Here is an 18,272-nt window from a genome sequence, read left to right as displayed (position 1 = left end):
AACTTGCTAACTTGCTAACTTGCTAACTTGCTAACTTGCTAACTTGCTAACTTAAACGCCTACTTTTTATCCGCTATGCTTGCTTAATCCGCTATCTGACCAAATAATTGCCCCCTAGACTCGACTATCATAAATATTAGGTTATAATGCCGCGTCTATTGTTTAACATAGTGCCCGAAGGGCAGAGCAGCATTGGTATCTTATAGTGAAGATGGGGTTGATAAGTCGCTTTAATGACTTTAAACGTGCCAAAACGCATAGTGATTACCGTGTTTGTAAGGAAGGCGAACAGTCGCCAAAATTGAAGATTGAGGTATATCATGCAAGTTTCTGTTGAGACGACTCAAGGCCTTGAGCGCCGTCTGACCATCACCGTTCCTGCAGAGAACGTTGAGACCGAAGTAAAAAAACGCTTACAACAACTGTCTAAAACCCAGCGTATTGATGGTTTCCGTCCTGGTAAAGTACCAACGTCTGTAATCAACAAACGTTACGGTGGCGCAGTTCGTCAGGAAGTTGCTGGCGAAGTAATGCAACGTAATTTTTATGAAGCTATCGTAGCTGAAAAAATTAACCCTGCTGGCGCACCAACATTTGCTCCTAAAGCACTTGAAGCAGGTAAAGATTTAGAATTTTCTGCAACATTTGAAGTTTACCCTGAAGTTGAAGTTCAAGGTTTAGATAAAATCACTGTAGAAAAACCAGCAGCAACTGTAACTGACGAAGATTTAGCAAACATGCTAGAAACACTTCGTAAGCAACATGCATCATGGGCTGAAGTTGATGTAGCTGCTGGCGAAAAAGACCGTGTAACGGTTGATTTCGTAGGTACTATCGACGGTGAAGTATTCGAAGGCGGAAAAGCTGAAGACTTCCCATTAGAACTTGGTCAAGGTCGTATGATCCCAGGTTTTGAAGATAACATCGTAGGTAAAAAAGCAGGCGAAGAAGTTGTTTCTGACGTAACTTTCCCTGAAGATTACCATGCTGAAAATCTTAAAGGCAAAGCAGCTCAATTCACTATCACAGTGAAGAAAGTTGAAGCGCAAGAGCTACCTGAACTTAGCGAAGAATTCGCAACTAAGTTTGGTGTAACTGAAGGCGGTGTTGACGCTCTTAAAGAAGAAGTTAAAAAGAACATGACACGTGAACTTGACCAAGCGGTTAAAGCTAACGTGAAAGACCAAGCAATTAAAGGTCTTTTAGCTAACAACGAAATCGACGTGCCTAAAGCCCTAGTAGATCAAGAAATTGATGCACTACGTCAACAAGCTGCACAACGTTTTGGTGGCGACGCTAAAAACATGCCTGAGCTTCCAGCAGAGTTGTTCCATGAACAAGCAGTAACACGCGTTAAGACTGGCCTATTATTAGGTGAAGTAATTAAAGCGAACGAGATCAAAGTTGATGATTCAAAAGTTGAAGCATTAATTGCAACAGTGGCTTCTGCATACGAAGATCCAACTGAAGTTGTAGAATACTACAAAGCAAATGATCAACTTATGCAACAAATGCGTAATGTAGCAATGGAAGAGCAAGCTGTTGAAGCTATTTTAGCTAAAGCAAATGTGACTGACGTTGAAAAAGCATTTGATGACATCATGAATCCACAGCAAGGTGCTTAATAAGTCATTGACTTAAGCCCTCGCTAACGATTAAATGGCTCGTGTTACTCTGTATTATGCAGTGTGCCCGAGCCATTTTAGTTTGTGGCCTTCAATTTCGCCAAAAAATAACTATGCTTCCTTATAATAAGGATAAGTATAAGCGCATAAGGAATTAGATAAATATGAACACTGGTATTACAGATCCACTCAATGCATTAGTACCTATGGTTGTTGAACAAACAGCGAAAGGCGAGCGCTCGTATGATATTTATTCGAGACTATTAAAAGAGCGAATCATTTTTTTAACAGGTCAAGTTGAAGACAACATGGCTAATCTGATCTTAGCGCAAATGCTATTTTTAGAATCAGAAAACCCAGAAAAAGACATCTTTTTATATATTAATTCGCCAGGCGGTTCAGTGACTGCGGGTATGGCGATTTATGACACTATGAATTTCATTAAACCAGATGTAAGCACTATTTGTGTTGGCCAAGCGGCGAGCATGGGAGCATTTTTATTGACTGCTGGTGCAAAAGGCAAACGTTATTGTTTACCTAATTCACGCGTGATGATCCACCAACCATTAGGCGGTTTCCAAGGTCAAGCATCTGATTTTGAAATACACGCCAAAGAAATTTTGTCTATTAAAGATAAACTAAACCGTTTAATGGCAGAGCATACCGGCCAACCATTAGATGTGATTTCAAAAGATACAGACCGTGATAACTTCATGAGCGCCAGCCAAGCTGTTGATTATGGTTTAGTTGATGCGGTATTTACTAGTCGCGACAGCAAGTAACAAATACAAGCTGGTAACTAACGGTGCTAGCTTGAGCTGTTTACACTGTGAAAACCAATATTTTTTGGTATAGTTAAGCGTATTAAAATAGCTGCTAAGTAGTTTGGCAGCCAACGAATAAGATGAGGTAGCTGAATGTCTGACACTCCTACAGACGGCGACAAAAGTAATAAATTGTTATACTGCTCTTTTTGTGGCAAAAGCCAGCATGAAGTTCGTAAGTTAATTGCTGGCCCTTCAGTATACATTTGTGATGAATGTGTTGAGCTATGCAACGACATTATCAGGGAAGAGATCAAAGACATTGCGCCAAAGCACAATACCTCTGATAAACTGCCTGCACCAAAAGAAATTCGTAATCATTTAGATGATTATGTTATTGGTCAAGATCACGCCAAAAAAGTACTGTCAGTAGCGGTTTACAATCACTACAAACGTTTGCGTAATCAAACCGGTAAAACGGATATTGAGTTAGGCAAAAGTAATATCTTACTTATTGGCCCAACCGGCAGTGGTAAAACATTATTAGCTGAAACGTTAGCGCGTTTATTAGATGTGCCGTTTACAATGGCCGATGCAACCACACTAACTGAAGCTGGTTATGTGGGCGAAGATGTTGAAAACATCATTCAAAAGTTGCTACAAAAATGTGATTACGATGTAGAAAAAGCGCAACGTGGTATTGTTTACATTGATGAGATTGACAAAATTTCACGTAAATCTGATAACCCGTCGATCACTCGTGATGTATCTGGTGAGGGCGTGCAACAAGCACTGCTTAAACTAATTGAAGGTACTGTGGCATCTGTGCCACCACAAGGCGGACGTAAACACCCACAGCAAGAGTTTTTACAGGTAGACACCTCTAAAATTTTATTCATCTGTGGTGGCGCATTCTCTGGTCTTGATAAAGTGATTGAGCAGCGTAGCCATAAAAATACCGGTATCGGTTTTGGGGTTAACGTAAAAGAATCTGCGGCGAGCCGTTCTTTAAGTGAAACATTTAAAGATGTTGAGCCAGAAGATTTAGTGAAATATGGTTTGATCCCAGAATTCATCGGTCGTTTACCTGTTGTGGCAACGTTAACTGAACTCGATGAGTCGGCTTTAGTGCAAATATTAAATGAGCCTAAAAACGCCTTAACGAAACAGTACGGCGCATTATTTGGTATGGAAGACGTTGAACTTGAATTCCGTGATGACGCACTGCGTGCTATCGCTCATAAAGCGATGGAGCGTAAAACAGGTGCCCGTGGTCTTCGTTCAATCGTTGAAGCGGTGTTACTTGATACTATGTACGAACTTCCTTCAATGGAAAACGTCAGCAAAGTAGTGATTGACGAAACCGTGATCAAAGGTGAATCAGATCCTATTTTGATTTATCAAAGCGCTAGCCAAGATAAAGCAGCGTCTGAGTAAAATTTACTCATTTTGATAATAAAAAGGAGCCTAGTGCTCCTTTTTTTATAATTTATTTAATCCAGTTGCGTTAAATTGTTGAACTTTACTTAGGTTATCCCCATATACTTGAGTAATCTTTAAAATAAATGAAGAGCGAAGAGAAAAATAATGACGCTTGAGAGAACAGATCGAGTCGAAATCCCGGTGCTAGCACTGCGCGATGTCGTGGTATATCCGCACATGGTGATCCCGCTTTTTGTAGGCCGTGAAAAATCAATAAAATGCCTTGAAGCGGCAATGGATAAAGACAAACAAATTTTCCTTGTTGCGCAAAAAGACGCGACCGTGGATGAGCCTGAGCAAGATGATATTTACCGTGTTGGTACCATAGCCACGGTATTACAATTGCTTAAACTTCCTGATGGCACAGTCAAAGTACTGGTTGAAGGCACACAGCGAGCAAAACTAGAAAGCTTTATTGATAATGAAGACTTTTTTGTTGCTAATGCGCAGTTTATTGGTTCAGAAGAAATCGATGAGCAAGAGCAAGATGTATTTATTCGCAGTGCCATCAGTCAGTTTGAAGGCTATGTAAAGCTAAATAAAAAAATACCACCAGAGGTGTTAACCTCGGTCAGTGGCATTGATGAAGCGCCGCGCCTTGCCGATACTATGGCAGCGCACATGCCGCTGAAAGTGCCTGAAAAGCAAAAAGTACTCGAAATCACCAATGTTACAGAACGTCTTGAATATTTAATGGCGTTGATGGAAGGTGAAATCGACTTATTGCAAGTTGAGAAAAAAATTCGTACCCGCGTTAAAAAGCAGATGGAAAAGTCGCAACGTGAGTATTACCTCAATGAGCAAATGAAAGCCATTCAAAAAGAATTAGGCGAGCTTGACGACGTACCAGATGAATTCGAAGCACTGAAAAAGCGCATTGAAGAATCAGGTATGAGCAATGACGCACAAGAAAAAGCGAACTCTGAACTTGCTAAGCTTAAAATGATGTCGCCTATGTCGGCAGAAGCCACGGTTGTACGTTCATACATAGACACATTAATTAATGTGCCATGGAAAAAACGTTCGAAAGTGAAAAAAGACTTAGCGGGCGCACAAAAGATTTTAGACAGCGACCATCATGGTCTTGATAAAGTCAAAGAACGCATCATTGAATATCTCGCCGTGCAACAGCGTACCAATAAACTCAAAGGACCAATTTTGTGCCTTGTGGGTCCACCAGGTGTTGGTAAAACGTCATTAGGTCAATCGATTGCTCGCTCGACAGGGCGTAAGTATATTCGTATGGCACTAGGTGGTGTTCGTGATGAAGCAGAAATTCGTGGTCACCGTCGTACTTACATAGGTTCAATGCCAGGTAAGTTGATTCAAAACATGAGTAAAGTGGGCGTTAAAAATCCATTATTCTTGTTAGATGAAATCGACAAAATGTCATCAGATATGCGTGGCGATCCTGCATCGGCACTGCTTGAAGTACTTGATCCTGAGCAAAATAGCCATTTTGCGGATCATTACTTAGAAGTCGATTATGACTTATCTGACGTAATGTTTGTTGCTACATCAAACAGCTTTAACATTCCTGGTCCGTTATTGGATCGGATGGAAGTGATCCGGTTATCGGGTTATACCGAAGATGAAAAGCTGAATATTGCCAAAGAGCATTTAATTGTTAAACAAGTTAAACGCAATGGCTTAAAAGATGGCGAATTAATCATCGAAGACAGTGCAATCATCGGCATTATTCGTTATTACACCCGTGAAGCGGGCGTACGTAACTTAGAACGCGAAATATCTAAGTTATGCCGTAAAGCGGTGAAGAATATCTTGCTTGAAAAAGGCACTAAAACAGTCACTATTAACGCTGACAACCTTGAAGATTTCTTAGGTGTGCAGCGCTATGATTATGGTAAAGCTGAAGACGGCGATCGCATTGGCCAAGTTACAGGTTTAGCGTGGACTGAAGTGGGCGGTGATTTGCTGACCATCGAATGTGCCGCAGTACCAGGCAAAGGTAAACTAAGCTACACCGGGTCACTAGGCGATGTAATGCAAGAGTCGATTCAAGCAGCTATGACAGTTGTACGTAATCGCGCTGATGCATTTCGTATTAACAGTGATTTTTACGAAAAACGTGATATTCACGTTCACGTACCTGAGGGGGCAACTCCAAAAGATGGACCAAGTGCTGGCGCCGCGATGGTAACAGGTTTGGTATCAAGTCTTACAGGTAACCCGGTACGTGCTGATGTGGCGATGACGGGCGAAATCACCTTACGTGGTGAAGTATTACCAATTGGTGGCTTAAAAGAGAAACTATTAGCCGCTCATCGCGGTGGAATTAAAACGGTCATTATTCCAAAAATTAACGAACGTGACTTAAAAGAGATCCCTGACAATGTATTGGCAGGACTTGATATTCACCCAGTTACGTGGATTGATGAGGTTTTAAAACTGGCTTTAGTACACCCAGTTGAGAGTTTTTCAGTCGAAACATCAAAAAACCAGTAAAAAAGCGAAAAAAAGTGCTTTAAAGGGCTTTTCAAATCTAGATGGTATGATAAGTTAAGCACTGGTTTTCAAGCCGAGGCCTTATGTGGCCTAGGCTGAAGAAAAATTACAATCGTATGAGCATGAAAAAGTTTGCTCTAAAATTTTCAAAATAGTGATGTTAGTTTAAAAAACAATCGCTCTTGATAATAACAATGAAAGAGGATGATATTGTGAATAAATCTCAATTAATCGATCAAATCGCAGCTGATGCTGACATTTCTAAAGCGGCTGCGGGTCGTGCACTTGATTCATTCATCGAGGCTGTTTCTGGCGCTCTTAAAGATGGCGATTCAGTAGCATTGGTTGGTTTCGGTACTTTCTCAGTACGTGAACGTGCTGCACGTTCAGGCCGTAACCCACAAACTGGCGAAACAATTCAAATCGCTGCAGCGACTATCCCAGCTTTTAAAGCAGGTAAAGCGCTTAAAGATGCATGTAACAGCTAATCACTGCTCTTTAGTGAGTTAGTTTGGTAGTGTAAGAAGTTAATCGCTTTTACAGCTTAATTAACGTTCTTTCTCGCCAACTGCTTCAAGTAAAAAAGCGTATCTGGTAAGATACGCTTTTTTTACATAAGCAAGGCGATTTCTGCCTCGAATAGAATAGAGATAAATAAATGCTTGAGAAAATCAGAGAAGGTTCACAAGGACCGGTAGCTAAAATTATTTTAGGCGCGGTGATTTTATCTTTTGCCTTAGCAGGGATCGGTGGTTACTTAGGTCAAACCACAGAGCAGCCCGTAGCTGAAGTAAATGGAGTTAAAATAAGCCAAACCGAGTTTAGCCGTGCGTTCCAAAACGAACGTGCACGTTTAGAGCAACAATTTGGCGAATACTTTGCACAAATTGCTGCTGATCCAACTTATATGGCACAAATTCGTCAAGGCGTCGTTGACCGTCTAGTACAACAAGAATTGCAAACTCAACTAGCGGCCGAACTTGGCTTACGTGTTAGTGACGACAGTGTTCGTAAAGCGATTTTAGAATTGCCATACTTCCAAATTGGTGGGCAATTTAACAACGATCGTTACTTACAAGTTATCCGTCAAATGAACTTTCAACCTGACGCATTTCGTGAATATTTACGTGAAGAAATGACTCGTAGCCAGCTAATTTCAGCGGTTGCAGGTACCGATTTTGCTCTAAATAGCGAACTGACTAATGCCGTTGCGCTACAACAGCAAACGCGCAGTATTGACTATGTCGTGATCAGCAAAGAGTCTTTACAGCAAAACGTGACAGTAACAGAGCAAGAAATTGCCGATTACTATGATCTAAATATGTCGCAGTTTTTAGCGCCAGAGCAAGTATCAGTAAACTACATTGATTTAAATGCAGCTAACTTAACACTTGAAACTCATGTTAGCGAAGCAGACGTTAAAGCATATTATGATCAAAACAAAGCACAATACGTCGAACCTGAAAAACGCCGTGTATCGCATATCTTAATTGATAACAGTGAAGACGATGATGCAGCAAAAGCCAAAGCAGAAGACTTGTTAGCACAATTACAACAAGGCGGTGATTTTGCGGCATTAGCAGAATCATCATCTGATGATACTGTTAGTGCTGAAATGGGTGGTGACTTAGATTGGATCGAACGTGACATGATGGATCCTGCTTTTGAAGATGCGGCATTCGCATTAGCAAATAAAGGGGATTTTTCAGACGTTGTACAATCTGAGTTTGGTTACCATATTATTCAGTTAACTGATATTCAGAGCCAACAAGTAAAAGCGTATGACACTGTTAAAGCTGATTTACGTGCTGATCTTGAGCGTACTGAAAAAGTAAATGCATTCTATGAAAAGCAAACAGAAATGGGCGCTATTGCATTTGAAATTTCAGATACCTTAGTTGATGCTGCAGAAGTTGCCGGTGTTGAAGTACAAACAACAGCATTAGTTGACCGTAATTCTCTACCTGCGCCGCTTAATACACCAGCGGTATTAGCTGCAATATTCTCACCAGATGTGCTTGAAGATAAAATGAACTCTGAAGTTATCGAAGTGGGCGATGAGCATGTTGTGTTAGTGCGTGTTAAAGAGCATGTACCAGCTGCAACAAAAGCACTTGCTGATGTATCAGAGCAAATTAAAGCACGTTTAGTTAGTGATAAAGCATCAGAGCTTGCGAAAGAAAAAGCAACAACACTATATGCTGAAATTGAAGCTGGCAAGAGCTTAAATGACCTAGTAACTGAGCAAAGCTTAGAACTTCGTCAAGAAGCGGCACTAACTCGTCAAGCTTACACTGTTTCGCCTGCAATCGTTCAACATGCCTTTAAAATGGCACACCCAACTGGTGACACACCAGTAGTTGAAAAAGTTGAATTAAATAACGGTGATGCCGCAATTGTAGCCTTAAAAGCCGTGACTAACGCCACTGTTGAAGGTGAAATTGAAGCGCAACTTAAGCAAAATATTACTATGACCCAAGTTAACAAAAACTACATGGTATTCATTGAAGCTTTAAAAGCAAATGCAGAATTAAACTTACCTAAAGCGCAAGCCGCCACAGAGTAATAGTTAATTAAGCAAACCTAAAAAAGCGCCTAATGGCGCTTTTTTTGTGGGTAGAATATATAGGTACTAGGTGAAAGGTGAAAGGTTAAAGGCTAAAGGTACTAGGTTAAAGGTGCTAGGTTCGAGTTTAGTTTACAAAATTGGGTAGCGTGCAACGAAAGCCTTTGCGCCTGTGAAGTTTTAAATAGCAGTTGTGACAATTATTATTGATATTAGAATGGCAGAAAAACACACTAAGAATTATGTGATAGTGTTAAAATGTATGTTGGTAAAAAACTGAATATTAACTACTGTATATATTATCAGTGCAATTGACGTTTTTTTGCTTTTATCTGTATAAACACAACAGAAATTTCTAGTTGAGGAAATTATATGAACTTGAATCCACAAACTGAAGCTAACAAAGTACTTGAAACACTTTGGCTTAATCAGGACTTTCCTGTTGATCCTGTCTCGATAGCTAAAAAAATGGGATTACAAGTTTTGGATACAGAACTCCCACCTAGTGTTTCCGGCGCCTTGATTAAAGAGGCTGGTGCTGATCCGATCATCGCTTTACATCATGCTGATCACAGTAACCGAAAACGATTTACCTGCGCACATGAATTAGGTCATTACGTTTCCAGGATTGAGTCTAACGATGAAAGCCTTGAATATGAGTATGTTGACTTAAGAGGCCCAAATGCTTCAAACGGAACTGATGCTGATGAAATATTTGCAAATCAGTTCGCAGCTAACTTATTAATGCCTGAAGCAATTTTAAAAAAATTATTGCGTTCAGGTAAAAATCATTTTAATTTAGCAATGTATTTCGGGGTTTCTCATGAAGCGCTTAAGCATAGATTAAAAGCATTGAGGCTTTTATAATGACGGTACAAGAAAAGGGAAATTTAGCATCGTTAATAAAAGCGAGCCTGCAAGATAAAAGTAAAACTACCCCGACAGATCCTTTAGTTTCAGAGAAAGTTGAAGATTCAAAAGCAGATAGAGAATTAAAAAAATCCTATGCCAATTGGTTTATTAAAATACTTATAGGCCAACTTATCGTGATGAATATTATATTTTTTTGCGTAGGATTTGGTTGGCTGGCTTTTGATGAATGGTCGTTAAATTTATATATGGGTGGTACATTAGCGGAAGTGTTCGGCGTTATTTTAGTAATCACCAAGAACCTGTTTCCAACCAAGCCAACAAATAGATGATTTTTCAGACTGTTTGGAGTTGATTAAGGTTCTATTTTTCCAGAACCTACTATTTCTGAGTTAAACGTAAGCACTATCCCAAATACGATGTTCTCATTTCGCATAAAGCGGTTGATAAATCCGCTTTACTATTGGCTTTCGTTTTTTAACCACAAACAGCGATAGATATATATCCCTTAACTGCTCTGGCTTTTCCTAGAACCTAGAACCTTTTTTTAGCAACTCAACAACTTCTGAGTGACTTTTGATTTTGGCTTTTGGAATACATCCTCGGTTCTACCGTATTCAACAATTTCACCGTGATCGAGTACTACAAGTTGATCGCTGATGTGGCGTACTAAACTTAAGTGGTGAGTGATCAAGATATAACTGAGACCCGTGTCCTGTTGAAGCTTGAGTAGCAGGTTGACGGTTTGTGCACGTACAGAAGGGTCCAGAGACGATAATGCTTCATCAAGTACCACAACCTTAGGGTCGAGTATTAATGCACGTGCTAGAGCGACACGTTGCAGCTGACCGCCACTAAACATATGTGGGTAGTAATACTGATGGTCGTTTAATAAACCTACTTTAGACAGTGTTGCGGTGATTTTTTCAGCGCGAGTTACTTTATCCAAAGAAGTATTATATTGCAGGCAATCGTCGAGCATATCGCCGATCGTTAAACCTGGGTTTAGCGAGGCTTCGGAGTCTTGAAAAATCATTCTAATATGGCGGCATTGCTGATCGCGAACGCCTTTGTTTTCGATGATGTTGCCATCGAGTAGGATTTGCCCAGCATCTGCGCTGTCTGCTCCAGCGAGTAATTTTGCTAGGGTACTTTTACCAGAGCCAGTTTCGCCAATAATAGCCAGTGTTTCACCTTGCTCTAAACAAAACGAGATGTTTTTTAATACCTCAAAACGCTTACGTGAAAATAACCCAGCACGCAGGTTAAAGCTTTTTGACAAGGCTTGCACTTTTAACAGAGGTTGCATTATTTCATCACCTTAATCAATGGAAAATGACACGCATAACTATGACCATGTTGTTTAGTTAAAGGCGGTGTTACTACACAAGCTTTTTGTGCCTGCGGACAGCGAGGACCAAGGCGACATCCTATAGGCAAATGCTGCAAGGTTGGGATTGTACCTTTTAGTGCATAAAAAGGTTCTTTATGGGCAAGCCCTTGCTCATAATCCGGTAAGCTTTTTAATAATGCTTGCGTATAGGGGTGGCGAGGCTGGGCAAAAATACGCTGGGTTGGACCTGCTTCAACCATTTGCCCGCAGTAAAGTACATGCATACCATGGGACCAATTAATGATTTCTTCAAGTTCATGGGAGATCATTAAAATTGACATGTTTTTAAGTTGATTTAAACTTTTTAATAACCGAAATACTTGCGCGCGGGTGGTACTTTCCAGCGCGGTGGTTGGTTCATCGGCAATCAGTAACTTAGGTGTACGAGCAATGGCCATAGCAATCATGACCTTTTGACAAACGCCTTCTGAGAGCTCGTGAGGGTAGCTCGATAGTACTTTTTCGTGATCTTTAATGCCCACTTTATGGATCAACGCTTTAACTCGGTCTTTACGTTCGCGGTTTCGCTTTAAGAAAAACCCGGAGTTTGCTATTTCTGGGAGCGTTTCGGCTATTTGCTCAAATATTTTTGCGGTTGGATCAAGACAGCGACTGGGATCTTGATAAATCATTGCGATGTCACTACCAACAATTTTACGTCGTTGTTCGTTTGATAGACGCATTAAATCTACGCCGCGCCAATGCATTCGGTCGGCGGTAATGTGCCAGCGTTTATTTAATACACCCACAATGGCTTTGGCAATTAAGCTTTTACCTGAGCCAGATTCGCCCACTAACGCATGTACTTCACCTTCTTTGAGGCTCAAGTTCACTCTATCTACGGCGCGAATAACAGTATCAGAGGTGCGCAGCTCTATGGTTAAGTTTCGTATATCAAGTAATTGCATTTAGTCAGCCTTACGTGCTTTGAGCACTTGGCGTAGCCCGTCGCCCACTAAGTTGGTCGACAGCACCGCTAAAAAGAGTAATACCCCAGGTAAGCCAACGGTCCAAGGTGCTAAATAAATTAAACCCAGGTTTTCAGCTAAAATTGCACCCCACTCTGTGGTTGGTGGTTGTGCCCCTAGTTTTAAAAAGCCCAAAGCGGAAATATCTAAAATAGCGGTTGATAATGCCATAGTAAAAATAACCACAATATGCTCATAAATATTTGGAAAAATCCCTCTGGAGAGAATATGCCAATTCGATGCGCCATCAAGTTTAAATGCAGTAATGTAATCTTTATTAAGCTCAGTAACGATGAGGTTACGCACAGAATGAATAAATTGTGGCAAAAGCGCTAAAATAATCGCCCACACGGTATTCATCAGGCCTGGGCCTAATATCGCAATAATAATAATCGCTAATAATAAAGACGGTATCGATAAGGTTATATCAAGTAGATGATTTAAAAAGCTTGAGCGAATACCTCGGCTAATGCCGGCAAATGTGCCCACTAACACACCTATGATAGTGGTGATCAGCGCAGCAATGACTGATAAGCCAAAGGTATAGGTTGCGCCATTCATAAGCCGTGAGAGTACATCACGCCCTAAGTCGTCGGTACCGAGTATAAAACGTACATCGCCCATTTCATGCCACGATGGAGGAATAAGTAACGCATCACTGTGTTGCTGGTTTACCCCATATGGTGCAATCAGTGGCGCAGCCGCAGCTAAAATAGCAAAGGCGATAAAAATCCATAACCCCACTAAGGCAGGATGATTGGATTTAAATTTGCGCCAAAATCGCGCTAATGGCGATTTGTTTGACTCTTCTGAAAATAAATTAAACTTTGCCATGCGCTTGATTCCGTGACAGCGGGTCGAACAAGGTATAGGTTAATTCTGCAATAATAGTCGCCAGAATTACAAACATCGATACCGCTAATAAGCCACCTTGAATAGCAGGGTAGTCTCGTTGATAAATACTATCAATTAACCAACGGCCAACACCTGGCCATGAAAAAATCACCTCGGTGATCATCGCCAGAGTGATCAAGGTACTAAACTGCAAACCAATTTGTTTTATAACCGGTAATAAGGCATTACGTAAGGCATGATGCATAATTAATTGGGCACGGTTTAAGCCTTTGGCTCGGGCAGTTTTAATAAAACTTTGCTCAAGCACATGCAACATTGACTCTCGTGTAAAGCGCACTAATACAGTGGTTGGGTACATTGCCAGAACAATGGTCGGCAGGGTTAAATGATGCAGAGCATCAAGCATAGCCAGACCAGAATAAGGAAAGTCTGCTAATACAATATCAATCAAAATAAAGCCAGTTTGGGAGGGGATCTCGTACAGTAAGCCCATTCGCCCTGACATCGGGAACCAACCTAGTTGTAATGAGAACACCATGATCAGCAGCAAAGCTAACCAAAATACCGGCATTGAGTAGCCTACTAACGTTGTGGAGTTAACCAGTTTATCTGGCCAGCGCCGATGATAGGCCGCCGCCAAGATACCTGCCGGAACGCCAACCACAACAGAAATAATTAACGCATAAATACTCAGCTCTAACGTGGCTGGGAATAGCTCGATAATATGAGTAAATACGCTGTCGCCCGAAGCGAACGACACGCCCCAGTCGCCTTGCACAATACGCGCAATAAAAGCAAAATATTGCATTAAATAATTATCGTTAAAGTGATATTTTTCTTGTAGTTCACTGGTTTGTGAAAAACTGGTATTACTGATACCACTTAAATTACTAAGCGGATCGCCAGGAAATAAATAACTGAGTGAAAATGTAAATACACTCAAGGTAAACATCATAAATAACAGTAAGCCTAAACGACGTAAAATATAATTTAACACCATTATTTTTTCCTCGCGTTGGCTAAGGAAATTGCGCCAAATGGGCCAAGTGGAATACCTTCTACATCGGCACTACTTGCTTGAAACCGCATACCGTGGGCAAGTGGTAATAAAGGTAGTTCACGCACTATCATCGCTTGTGCTTGTTGATAATAGGCTTTTCGTTTGGCTAAATCGGTGGTATCAAGCGCTTGTGTCAAGAGTAAGTCAAACTCAGGATCACACCAATTCGCAGGGTTTTTACCACTAAATGCCGCGGTACAACTGAGTAGCGGGCTAAAAAAGTTATCTGGATCCGGTGTATCTGCAGCCCAACCTAATAACACGCTGTCATGGCGGTGTTCACCTATGCGTTGAATAAAGGTGTTCCACTCATACTCAACGATACTGACGTTTACACCAATTTTTCGTAAATCGCTTTGCATTAGCTCGGCCATTTTACGTGCGTTAGGATTATAAATTCGGCTCACTGGCATAGCCCAAATGGTCATATCAAAGCCATTAGGAAGGCCAGCCTCAATCAGCAGTTTTTTAGCTAGATCAGGGTTAAATCCGGGTAGTTTAGCTTGTGGTTGATATGCCCATGATGTTGGCGGTAATAACGATTGCGCACGAATACCGTTGCCGTAATAAACTGCTTGCATGATTTTTTCAACGTCAATGGCATGGGCCAGTGCTTGACGTACTCTTAAATCGTCAAATGGTGGGCGCTCGGTATTAAACGCCCAATAACCTACATTAAGATTGGTTTCTTTTTGTACGTTAATGTCGTCGCGTTGGGCTAAAATACTTAACTGTGCGCTACTTGGGTGTGCGGTTACATCGCACTCTTTAGTGAGCATTTTTGCAATTCGGGTGGTGCCATTTGGGGTGATGTCGTAAACCAACTGCTCCAGCACTACATGGTGTTTCCAATAGTCAGGATTACGATAATAGCGTACTAAGTGATCGCGACGATACTCTTTATAAACATAGGGGCCAGTACCAACAGGGTATTGATCAAAAAGATTAACTTGGTCGCGCTGTTTTAATTGCATGGCATATTCGCGAGACAAAACCACTGCAAAATCAGTTGCCATATTGGCTAAAAAGCTGCTTTCGGCATTAAATAATTCAAAGCGCACTTGGTAGTCGGACACGCGAACAATTTGCCGAATTAGCTGGTCAATGCCGACACTTTGAAAATAAGGGTAATTGGCATCCCCAACAAAGTGATAAGGATTATACACATCGAATAAACGGCTAAAGGTAAAGATTACATCATCAGCGTTAAACTCTCTGCTTGGGGTAAAGTATGCAGTAGTATGAAACTTCACTCCTTTGCGCAAGGTAAAGGTAACTGACTTGCCGTCTTTACTTATTTTCCAGTCAGTGGCCAGTTCACTTTTAAATTCAGCGGTCACGGGATCGATACTGATCAAACGGTCATACAATTGATTTGCAATAATATCGATCGTCGAACCTGTGGTCGTCACTTGGGGATTGAACGACACAGGGTTAGCCTCAGCGCAATAAACTAAGCCCTGATTCTTTTCTTCTAGTGTTTTTTCTTTGGTATCTAAGCAACCCGTTAGGCATACCGTTAAGATACCAAGTAATAATTTATACACTCGTTTAGCCTCTGACTATTATTGTTGATCTAACAAGTTGTATTTTTTCAAATAGCCTCGTAGTTGATGATACGTTAAACCAAGTACTTCTGCAGTTTTCTTTTGATTAAATTGACTATATTCAAGCGCTTTTTTTATTAAATCAATTTCAAATTCATTTGAGAGGTCTTTTAAGCTACATGGAAACTGAAATTGCGGGGTACTTGTTGCAACTATCGGTTCATTGGCGACAACTGCAACAGGAGCTGCTTCTACGGCTTTAGTGGGGAGTTTTTTAATTCGTTGCTTGGGTCTAAAGCGGCTTTCAAATGGGTCTAAAATAATCTGGTGAACGGGAATATGTTCACTGCCATGGCGATATAAACTTCGTTCCACGACATTTTTAAGTTCACGTATATTACCTGGCCAATCATGCCCTTGCAGTATTTCCACAGCACTGCGGGTGAAACCACTGAATAGTTGCCAGTCCAAATCACGGGCCATATTCATCGCAAATTGCTCAGCGAGTAACATGATGTCTTCCTGACGTTCGCGCAGTGGCGGTAAAGTGATTACATCAAATGCGAGCCTGTCGAGTAAATCGCTTCTAAATTCACCTTGCTCGGCTAAATAAGGAAGGTCTTCATTGGTTGCGCAGACTAAGCGAGTATCGACCTTGACGGTTTGTTTGCCACCGACTCGCTCAAATTCACCGTATTCAATTACCCGTAATAGTTTTTCTTGCACCATGGCAGAGGTATTTGCTAGTTCGTCTAAAAATAGCGTACCGGCATTGGCACGTTCAAAGCGTCCTTCGTGGCGTTTACTTGCGCCGGTAAAGGCACCACTTTCATGGCCAAACAATTCGCTTTCAAGCAAGTTTTCGTTAAGTGCCGCGCAGTTGAGCTTAATGTAGCTTTGCTCCCAGCGCTTTGATAAAAAGTGTAAACGGGCGGCGATCAGTTCTTTACCTGTGCCACGTTCACCAATAATCAGTACTGGTTTATCTAAACTTGCCAGCTGTGAAACTTGATCAAGTACCGCTAAAAAGCTGTCTGATTGGCCGAGTAAATTATCTTGTTGGCGAAATTGGCTCATATTCCCTAACTCTTAGTCATTTTTACTAACAGTTAGTGTATTTCATAATTAGGGAGAACTAAAGGAATTTGTATTTTTAGTTTAACATTATGAAAATATTACTGTATTTTATGTTTTATAAAGTTGGCAAGCATATTGTAACAGTAACAGCAGACCAATTAAGTTAAACACTACAGAGGTAAATGTTATGGGAATTTTTTCGCGTTTTGCAGATATTGTTAATTCTAATATCAATGCCATTTTAGATAAAGCAGAAGATCCTGAAAAAATGGTACGTCTGATCATCCAAGAGATGGAAGACACATTAGTTGAAGTACGTTCAACCTCTGCGAAAACATTAGCAGAGAAAAAAGAATTAGTACGTCGTGTCGATACATTAAAAGAGCAAGTCGCTCAATGGCAAGATAAAGCCGAGCTGGCATTGAGCAAAGACCGTGATGATCTAGCCCGTGCTGCATTGCTTGAAAAGCAAAAGTCAGCACAAGCGGTTGCTGCTGTTGAAGATGAACTCAGTCACATAGAATCTCACATTGATAAGCTGCAACAAGAAGTAAGTACGCTACAAGACAAGTTAGCGGATGCAAAAGCACGTCAAAAAGCGATTATTTTACGTCAACGCTCAGCTGAGTCGCGTTTAGAAGTGAAAAAAGCATTGGACAGCTCTAAAGTTGAAGATGCATTAAATCGCTTTGAGCGCTACGAAACTAAGATTGATGGACTAGAATCACAAGTAGAATCGTACGACTTAGGCAAAAAGTCATTGGCTGATGAAATTGCTGAGTTACAGCAAAACGAAAAAATCGATGATGAATTAGCAGCACTTAAAAAGAAGCTTGCTGATAAATAAAGATAATAAATAAAGGGGGAGTCATCCCCCTATGCTTGATAAATTAATGGATGTGTAGGAGAGGGTTATGTTTGATGCAGAAGTGTTTGTTGCTCCAATTATCATTTTTATGGTTGTGGTAGCACCCCTTTGGTTAATTTTACATTACCGAAGTAAAAAGCAAGTAAGCCAAGGCTTGAGCGAACACGAACACCGCCAGTTACTTGAGCTTGCTCAAAAAGCAGATAAAATGGCTGACCGAGTAGAAACTTTAGAAGCACTACTTGATCAAGAGGCCCCGCAGTGGAGGCGGAAGGTATGAGTGCTAAACGTGAACTGCTAAGAGATCCAGCACGTGGTAAAATAGCCGGTGTATGTGCAGGGCTCAGTGATTATTTCAATATGGAATTGTGGTTAGTACGTATTATCGTAGTAACGGCAGTGTTACTAGCTGGTGGCCCGTTGTTTGTTGTGGCTTACATCGCAGCGTGGTTTATTTTAGATAAAAAACCTGCCAATGCACAAAGCAAAACTGATGCGGCAAAACACGAAGATCCTCTTGAAGTAAAATTTAAAGTATGGCAAAAAGGTGAGCCACCACGTCGTGCTTTACAAGATTTAAAAGACCGTTTGGGACGTGTTGATATACGTTTACAAGATATGGAACGTTATGTTACTTCAACCGAGTTTACGGTTAGCCGTGAAATCAATAAGCTGTAAAGGACTTAATAGCACTTTAGCCACCTAACTAATAATGGCGCTGAAGTGCTAGC

17 protein-coding genes are annotated in these 18,272 nt (G+C 40.9%); 11 read left to right on the top strand and 6 right to left on the bottom strand.

Annotation, left to right across the window (positions count from 1 at the left end):
• Positions 1–320 precede the first annotated feature (320 nt).
• The 8 genes from tig to H5186_RS17435 all read left to right on the top strand — a co-directional run bounded on the left by tig (position 321) and on the right by H5186_RS17435 (position 10,105).
• On the top strand, positions 321–1,625 hold the full coding sequence (tig, locus tag H5186_RS17470) for a trigger factor (protein WP_182794732.1): 1,305 nt from the start codon (positions 321–323) through the stop codon (positions 1,623–1,625).
• A gap of 164 nt (positions 1,626–1,789) precedes the next feature.
• The gene (gene clpP, locus H5186_RS17465) at positions 1,790–2,407 is read left to right on the top strand and encodes an ATP-dependent Clp endopeptidase proteolytic subunit ClpP (RefSeq protein WP_145241466.1); all 618 of its coding nucleotides are present in this window, start codon (positions 1,790–1,792) and stop codon (positions 2,405–2,407) included.
• Between the two features lie 135 nt (positions 2,408–2,542).
• A complete protein-coding gene (clpX, locus tag H5186_RS17460) occupies positions 2,543–3,826 on the top strand; it encodes an ATP-dependent protease ATP-binding subunit ClpX (RefSeq protein ID WP_145241464.1) in 1,284 nt (427 codons plus the stop codon).
• 150 nt (positions 3,827–3,976) lie between these two features.
• Positions 3,977–6,337: an endopeptidase La gene (gene lon, locus H5186_RS17455; RefSeq protein ID WP_145241462.1), complete on the top strand. Its 2,361-nt coding sequence runs from the start codon at positions 3,977–3,979 to the stop codon at positions 6,335–6,337.
• A 185-nt stretch (positions 6,338–6,522) separates the two neighbouring features.
• Complete coding sequence (locus H5186_RS17450) at positions 6,523–6,825, top strand: HU family DNA-binding protein (RefSeq protein ID WP_301562686.1); 303 nt, start codon at positions 6,523–6,525, stop codon at positions 6,823–6,825.
• A gap of 170 nt (positions 6,826–6,995) precedes the next feature.
• Positions 6,996–8,903, top strand: a complete 1,908-nt coding sequence (ppiD, locus tag H5186_RS17445; protein ID WP_182794731.1) for a peptidylprolyl isomerase — start codon at positions 6,996–6,998, stop codon at positions 8,901–8,903.
• Between the two features lie 372 nt (positions 8,904–9,275).
• A complete protein-coding gene (locus H5186_RS17440; protein WP_149980754.1) occupies positions 9,276–9,770 on the top strand; it encodes an ImmA/IrrE family metallo-endopeptidase in 495 nt (164 codons plus the stop codon).
• A complete protein-coding gene (locus tag H5186_RS17435; RefSeq protein WP_182785218.1) occupies positions 9,770–10,105 on the top strand; it encodes a hypothetical protein in 336 nt (111 codons plus the stop codon). The genes H5186_RS17440 and H5186_RS17435 overlap by 1 nt, the downstream gene beginning before the upstream one ends.
• Positions 10,106–10,320: 215 nt before the next feature.
• Here H5186_RS17435 and H5186_RS17430 read toward each other — a convergent pair whose 3' ends face one another.
• Genes H5186_RS17430 through pspF form a run of 6 tightly spaced genes read right to left on the bottom strand, consistent with a single transcriptional unit; the run spans position 10,321 to position 16,673 of the window.
• Positions 10,321–11,082 (bottom strand): ATP-binding cassette domain-containing protein, encoded by a 762-nt coding sequence (locus H5186_RS17430; protein ID WP_149980752.1) that lies wholly within the window; start codon positions 11,080–11,082, stop codon positions 10,321–10,323.
• Positions 11,082–12,074: an oligopeptide/dipeptide ABC transporter ATP-binding protein gene (locus H5186_RS17425; RefSeq protein ID WP_182761441.1), complete on the bottom strand. Its 993-nt coding sequence runs from the start codon at positions 12,072–12,074 to the stop codon at positions 11,082–11,084. The genes H5186_RS17430 and H5186_RS17425 overlap by 1 nt, the downstream gene beginning before the upstream one ends.
• The gene (locus tag H5186_RS17420) at positions 12,075–12,968 is read right to left on the bottom strand and encodes an ABC transporter permease subunit (RefSeq protein ID WP_145241450.1); all 894 of its coding nucleotides are present in this window, start codon (positions 12,966–12,968) and stop codon (positions 12,075–12,077) included. It lies immediately after the preceding gene.
• Positions 12,955–13,989 carry an ABC transporter permease subunit gene (locus tag H5186_RS17415; protein WP_145241448.1) on the bottom strand — a complete coding sequence of 345 codons (1,035 nt, stop codon included), beginning with the start codon at positions 13,987–13,989 and terminating at the stop codon, positions 12,955–12,957. Before H5186_RS17415 ends, H5186_RS17420 begins: the two co-directional genes overlap by 14 nt.
• Positions 13,989–15,596 carry an ABC transporter substrate-binding protein gene (locus H5186_RS17410; protein WP_145241446.1) on the bottom strand — a complete coding sequence of 536 codons (1,608 nt, stop codon included), beginning with the start codon at positions 15,594–15,596 and terminating at the stop codon, positions 13,989–13,991. Before H5186_RS17410 ends, H5186_RS17415 begins: the two co-directional genes overlap by 1 nt.
• An 18-nt stretch (positions 15,597–15,614) precedes the next feature.
• Entirely contained in the window at positions 15,615–16,673 is a 1,059-nt protein-coding gene (gene pspF / locus H5186_RS17405; protein ID WP_145241444.1) for a phage shock protein operon transcriptional activator, read from the bottom strand.
• 187 nt (positions 16,674–16,860) lie between these two features.
• Here pspF and pspA point away from each other — a divergent pair, with 187 nt between their 5' ends.
• The 3 genes from pspA (at position 16,861) to pspC (ending at position 18,219) form a co-directional block, all read left to right on the top strand.
• Positions 16,861–17,520 carry a phage shock protein PspA gene (gene pspA / locus H5186_RS17400; protein WP_145241442.1) on the top strand — a complete coding sequence of 220 codons (660 nt, stop codon included), beginning with the start codon at positions 16,861–16,863 and terminating at the stop codon, positions 17,518–17,520.
• Between the two features lie 67 nt (positions 17,521–17,587).
• Entirely contained in the window at positions 17,588–17,821 is a 234-nt protein-coding gene (pspB, locus tag H5186_RS17395) for an envelope stress response membrane protein PspB (protein WP_145241440.1), read from the top strand.
• Complete coding sequence (gene pspC, locus H5186_RS17390; protein ID WP_145241438.1) at positions 17,818–18,219, top strand: envelope stress response membrane protein PspC; 402 nt, start codon at positions 17,818–17,820, stop codon at positions 18,217–18,219. The genes pspB and pspC overlap by 4 nt, the downstream gene beginning before the upstream one ends.
• Positions 18,220–18,272 lie beyond the last annotated feature (53 nt).

It is taken from the genome of Pseudoalteromonas sp. SG41-2 (genome assembly GCF_014164535.1).
Taxonomy (GTDB): Bacteria; Pseudomonadota; Gammaproteobacteria; order Enterobacterales; family Alteromonadaceae; genus Pseudoalteromonas; species Pseudoalteromonas rhizosphaerae.
This window is presented reverse-complemented; position numbering and strand designations above follow the sequence as displayed.

Coding starts and splice junctions, on each gene's coding strand:
- ppiD (WP_182794731.1), top strand. CDS start 6,996: ATGCTTGAGAAAATCAGAGAAGGTTCACAAGGACCGGTAGCTAAAATT.
- H5186_RS17415 (WP_145241448.1), bottom strand. CDS start 13,989: ATGGTGTTAAATTATATTTTACGTCGTTTAGGCTTACTGTTATTTATG.
- pspB (WP_145241440.1), top strand. CDS start 17,588: ATGTTTGATGCAGAAGTGTTTGTTGCTCCAATTATCATTTTTATGGTT.
- H5186_RS17430 (WP_149980752.1), bottom strand. CDS start 11,082: ATGCAACCTCTGTTAAAAGTGCAAGCCTTGTCAAAAAGCTTTAACCTG.
- pspF (WP_145241444.1), bottom strand. CDS start 16,673: ATGAGCCAATTTCGCCAACAAGATAATTTACTCGGCCAATCAGACAGC.
- clpX (WP_145241464.1), top strand. CDS start 2,543: ATGTCTGACACTCCTACAGACGGCGACAAAAGTAATAAATTGTTATAC.
- lon (WP_145241462.1), top strand. CDS start 3,977: ATGACGCTTGAGAGAACAGATCGAGTCGAAATCCCGGTGCTAGCACTG.
- H5186_RS17435 (WP_182785218.1), top strand. CDS start 9,770: ATGACGGTACAAGAAAAGGGAAATTTAGCATCGTTAATAAAAGCGAGC.
- tig (WP_182794732.1), top strand. CDS start 321: ATGCAAGTTTCTGTTGAGACGACTCAAGGCCTTGAGCGCCGTCTGACC.
- pspA (WP_145241442.1), top strand. CDS start 16,861: ATGGGAATTTTTTCGCGTTTTGCAGATATTGTTAATTCTAATATCAAT.
- pspC (WP_145241438.1), top strand. CDS start 17,818: ATGAGTGCTAAACGTGAACTGCTAAGAGATCCAGCACGTGGTAAAATA.
- H5186_RS17425 (WP_182761441.1), bottom strand. CDS start 12,074: ATGCAATTACTTGATATACGAAACTTAACCATAGAGCTGCGCACCTCT.
- H5186_RS17420 (WP_145241450.1), bottom strand. CDS start 12,968: ATGGCAAAGTTTAATTTATTTTCAGAAGAGTCAAACAAATCGCCATTA.
- H5186_RS17440 (WP_149980754.1), top strand. CDS start 9,276: ATGAACTTGAATCCACAAACTGAAGCTAACAAAGTACTTGAAACACTT.
- clpP (WP_145241466.1), top strand. CDS start 1,790: ATGAACACTGGTATTACAGATCCACTCAATGCATTAGTACCTATGGTT.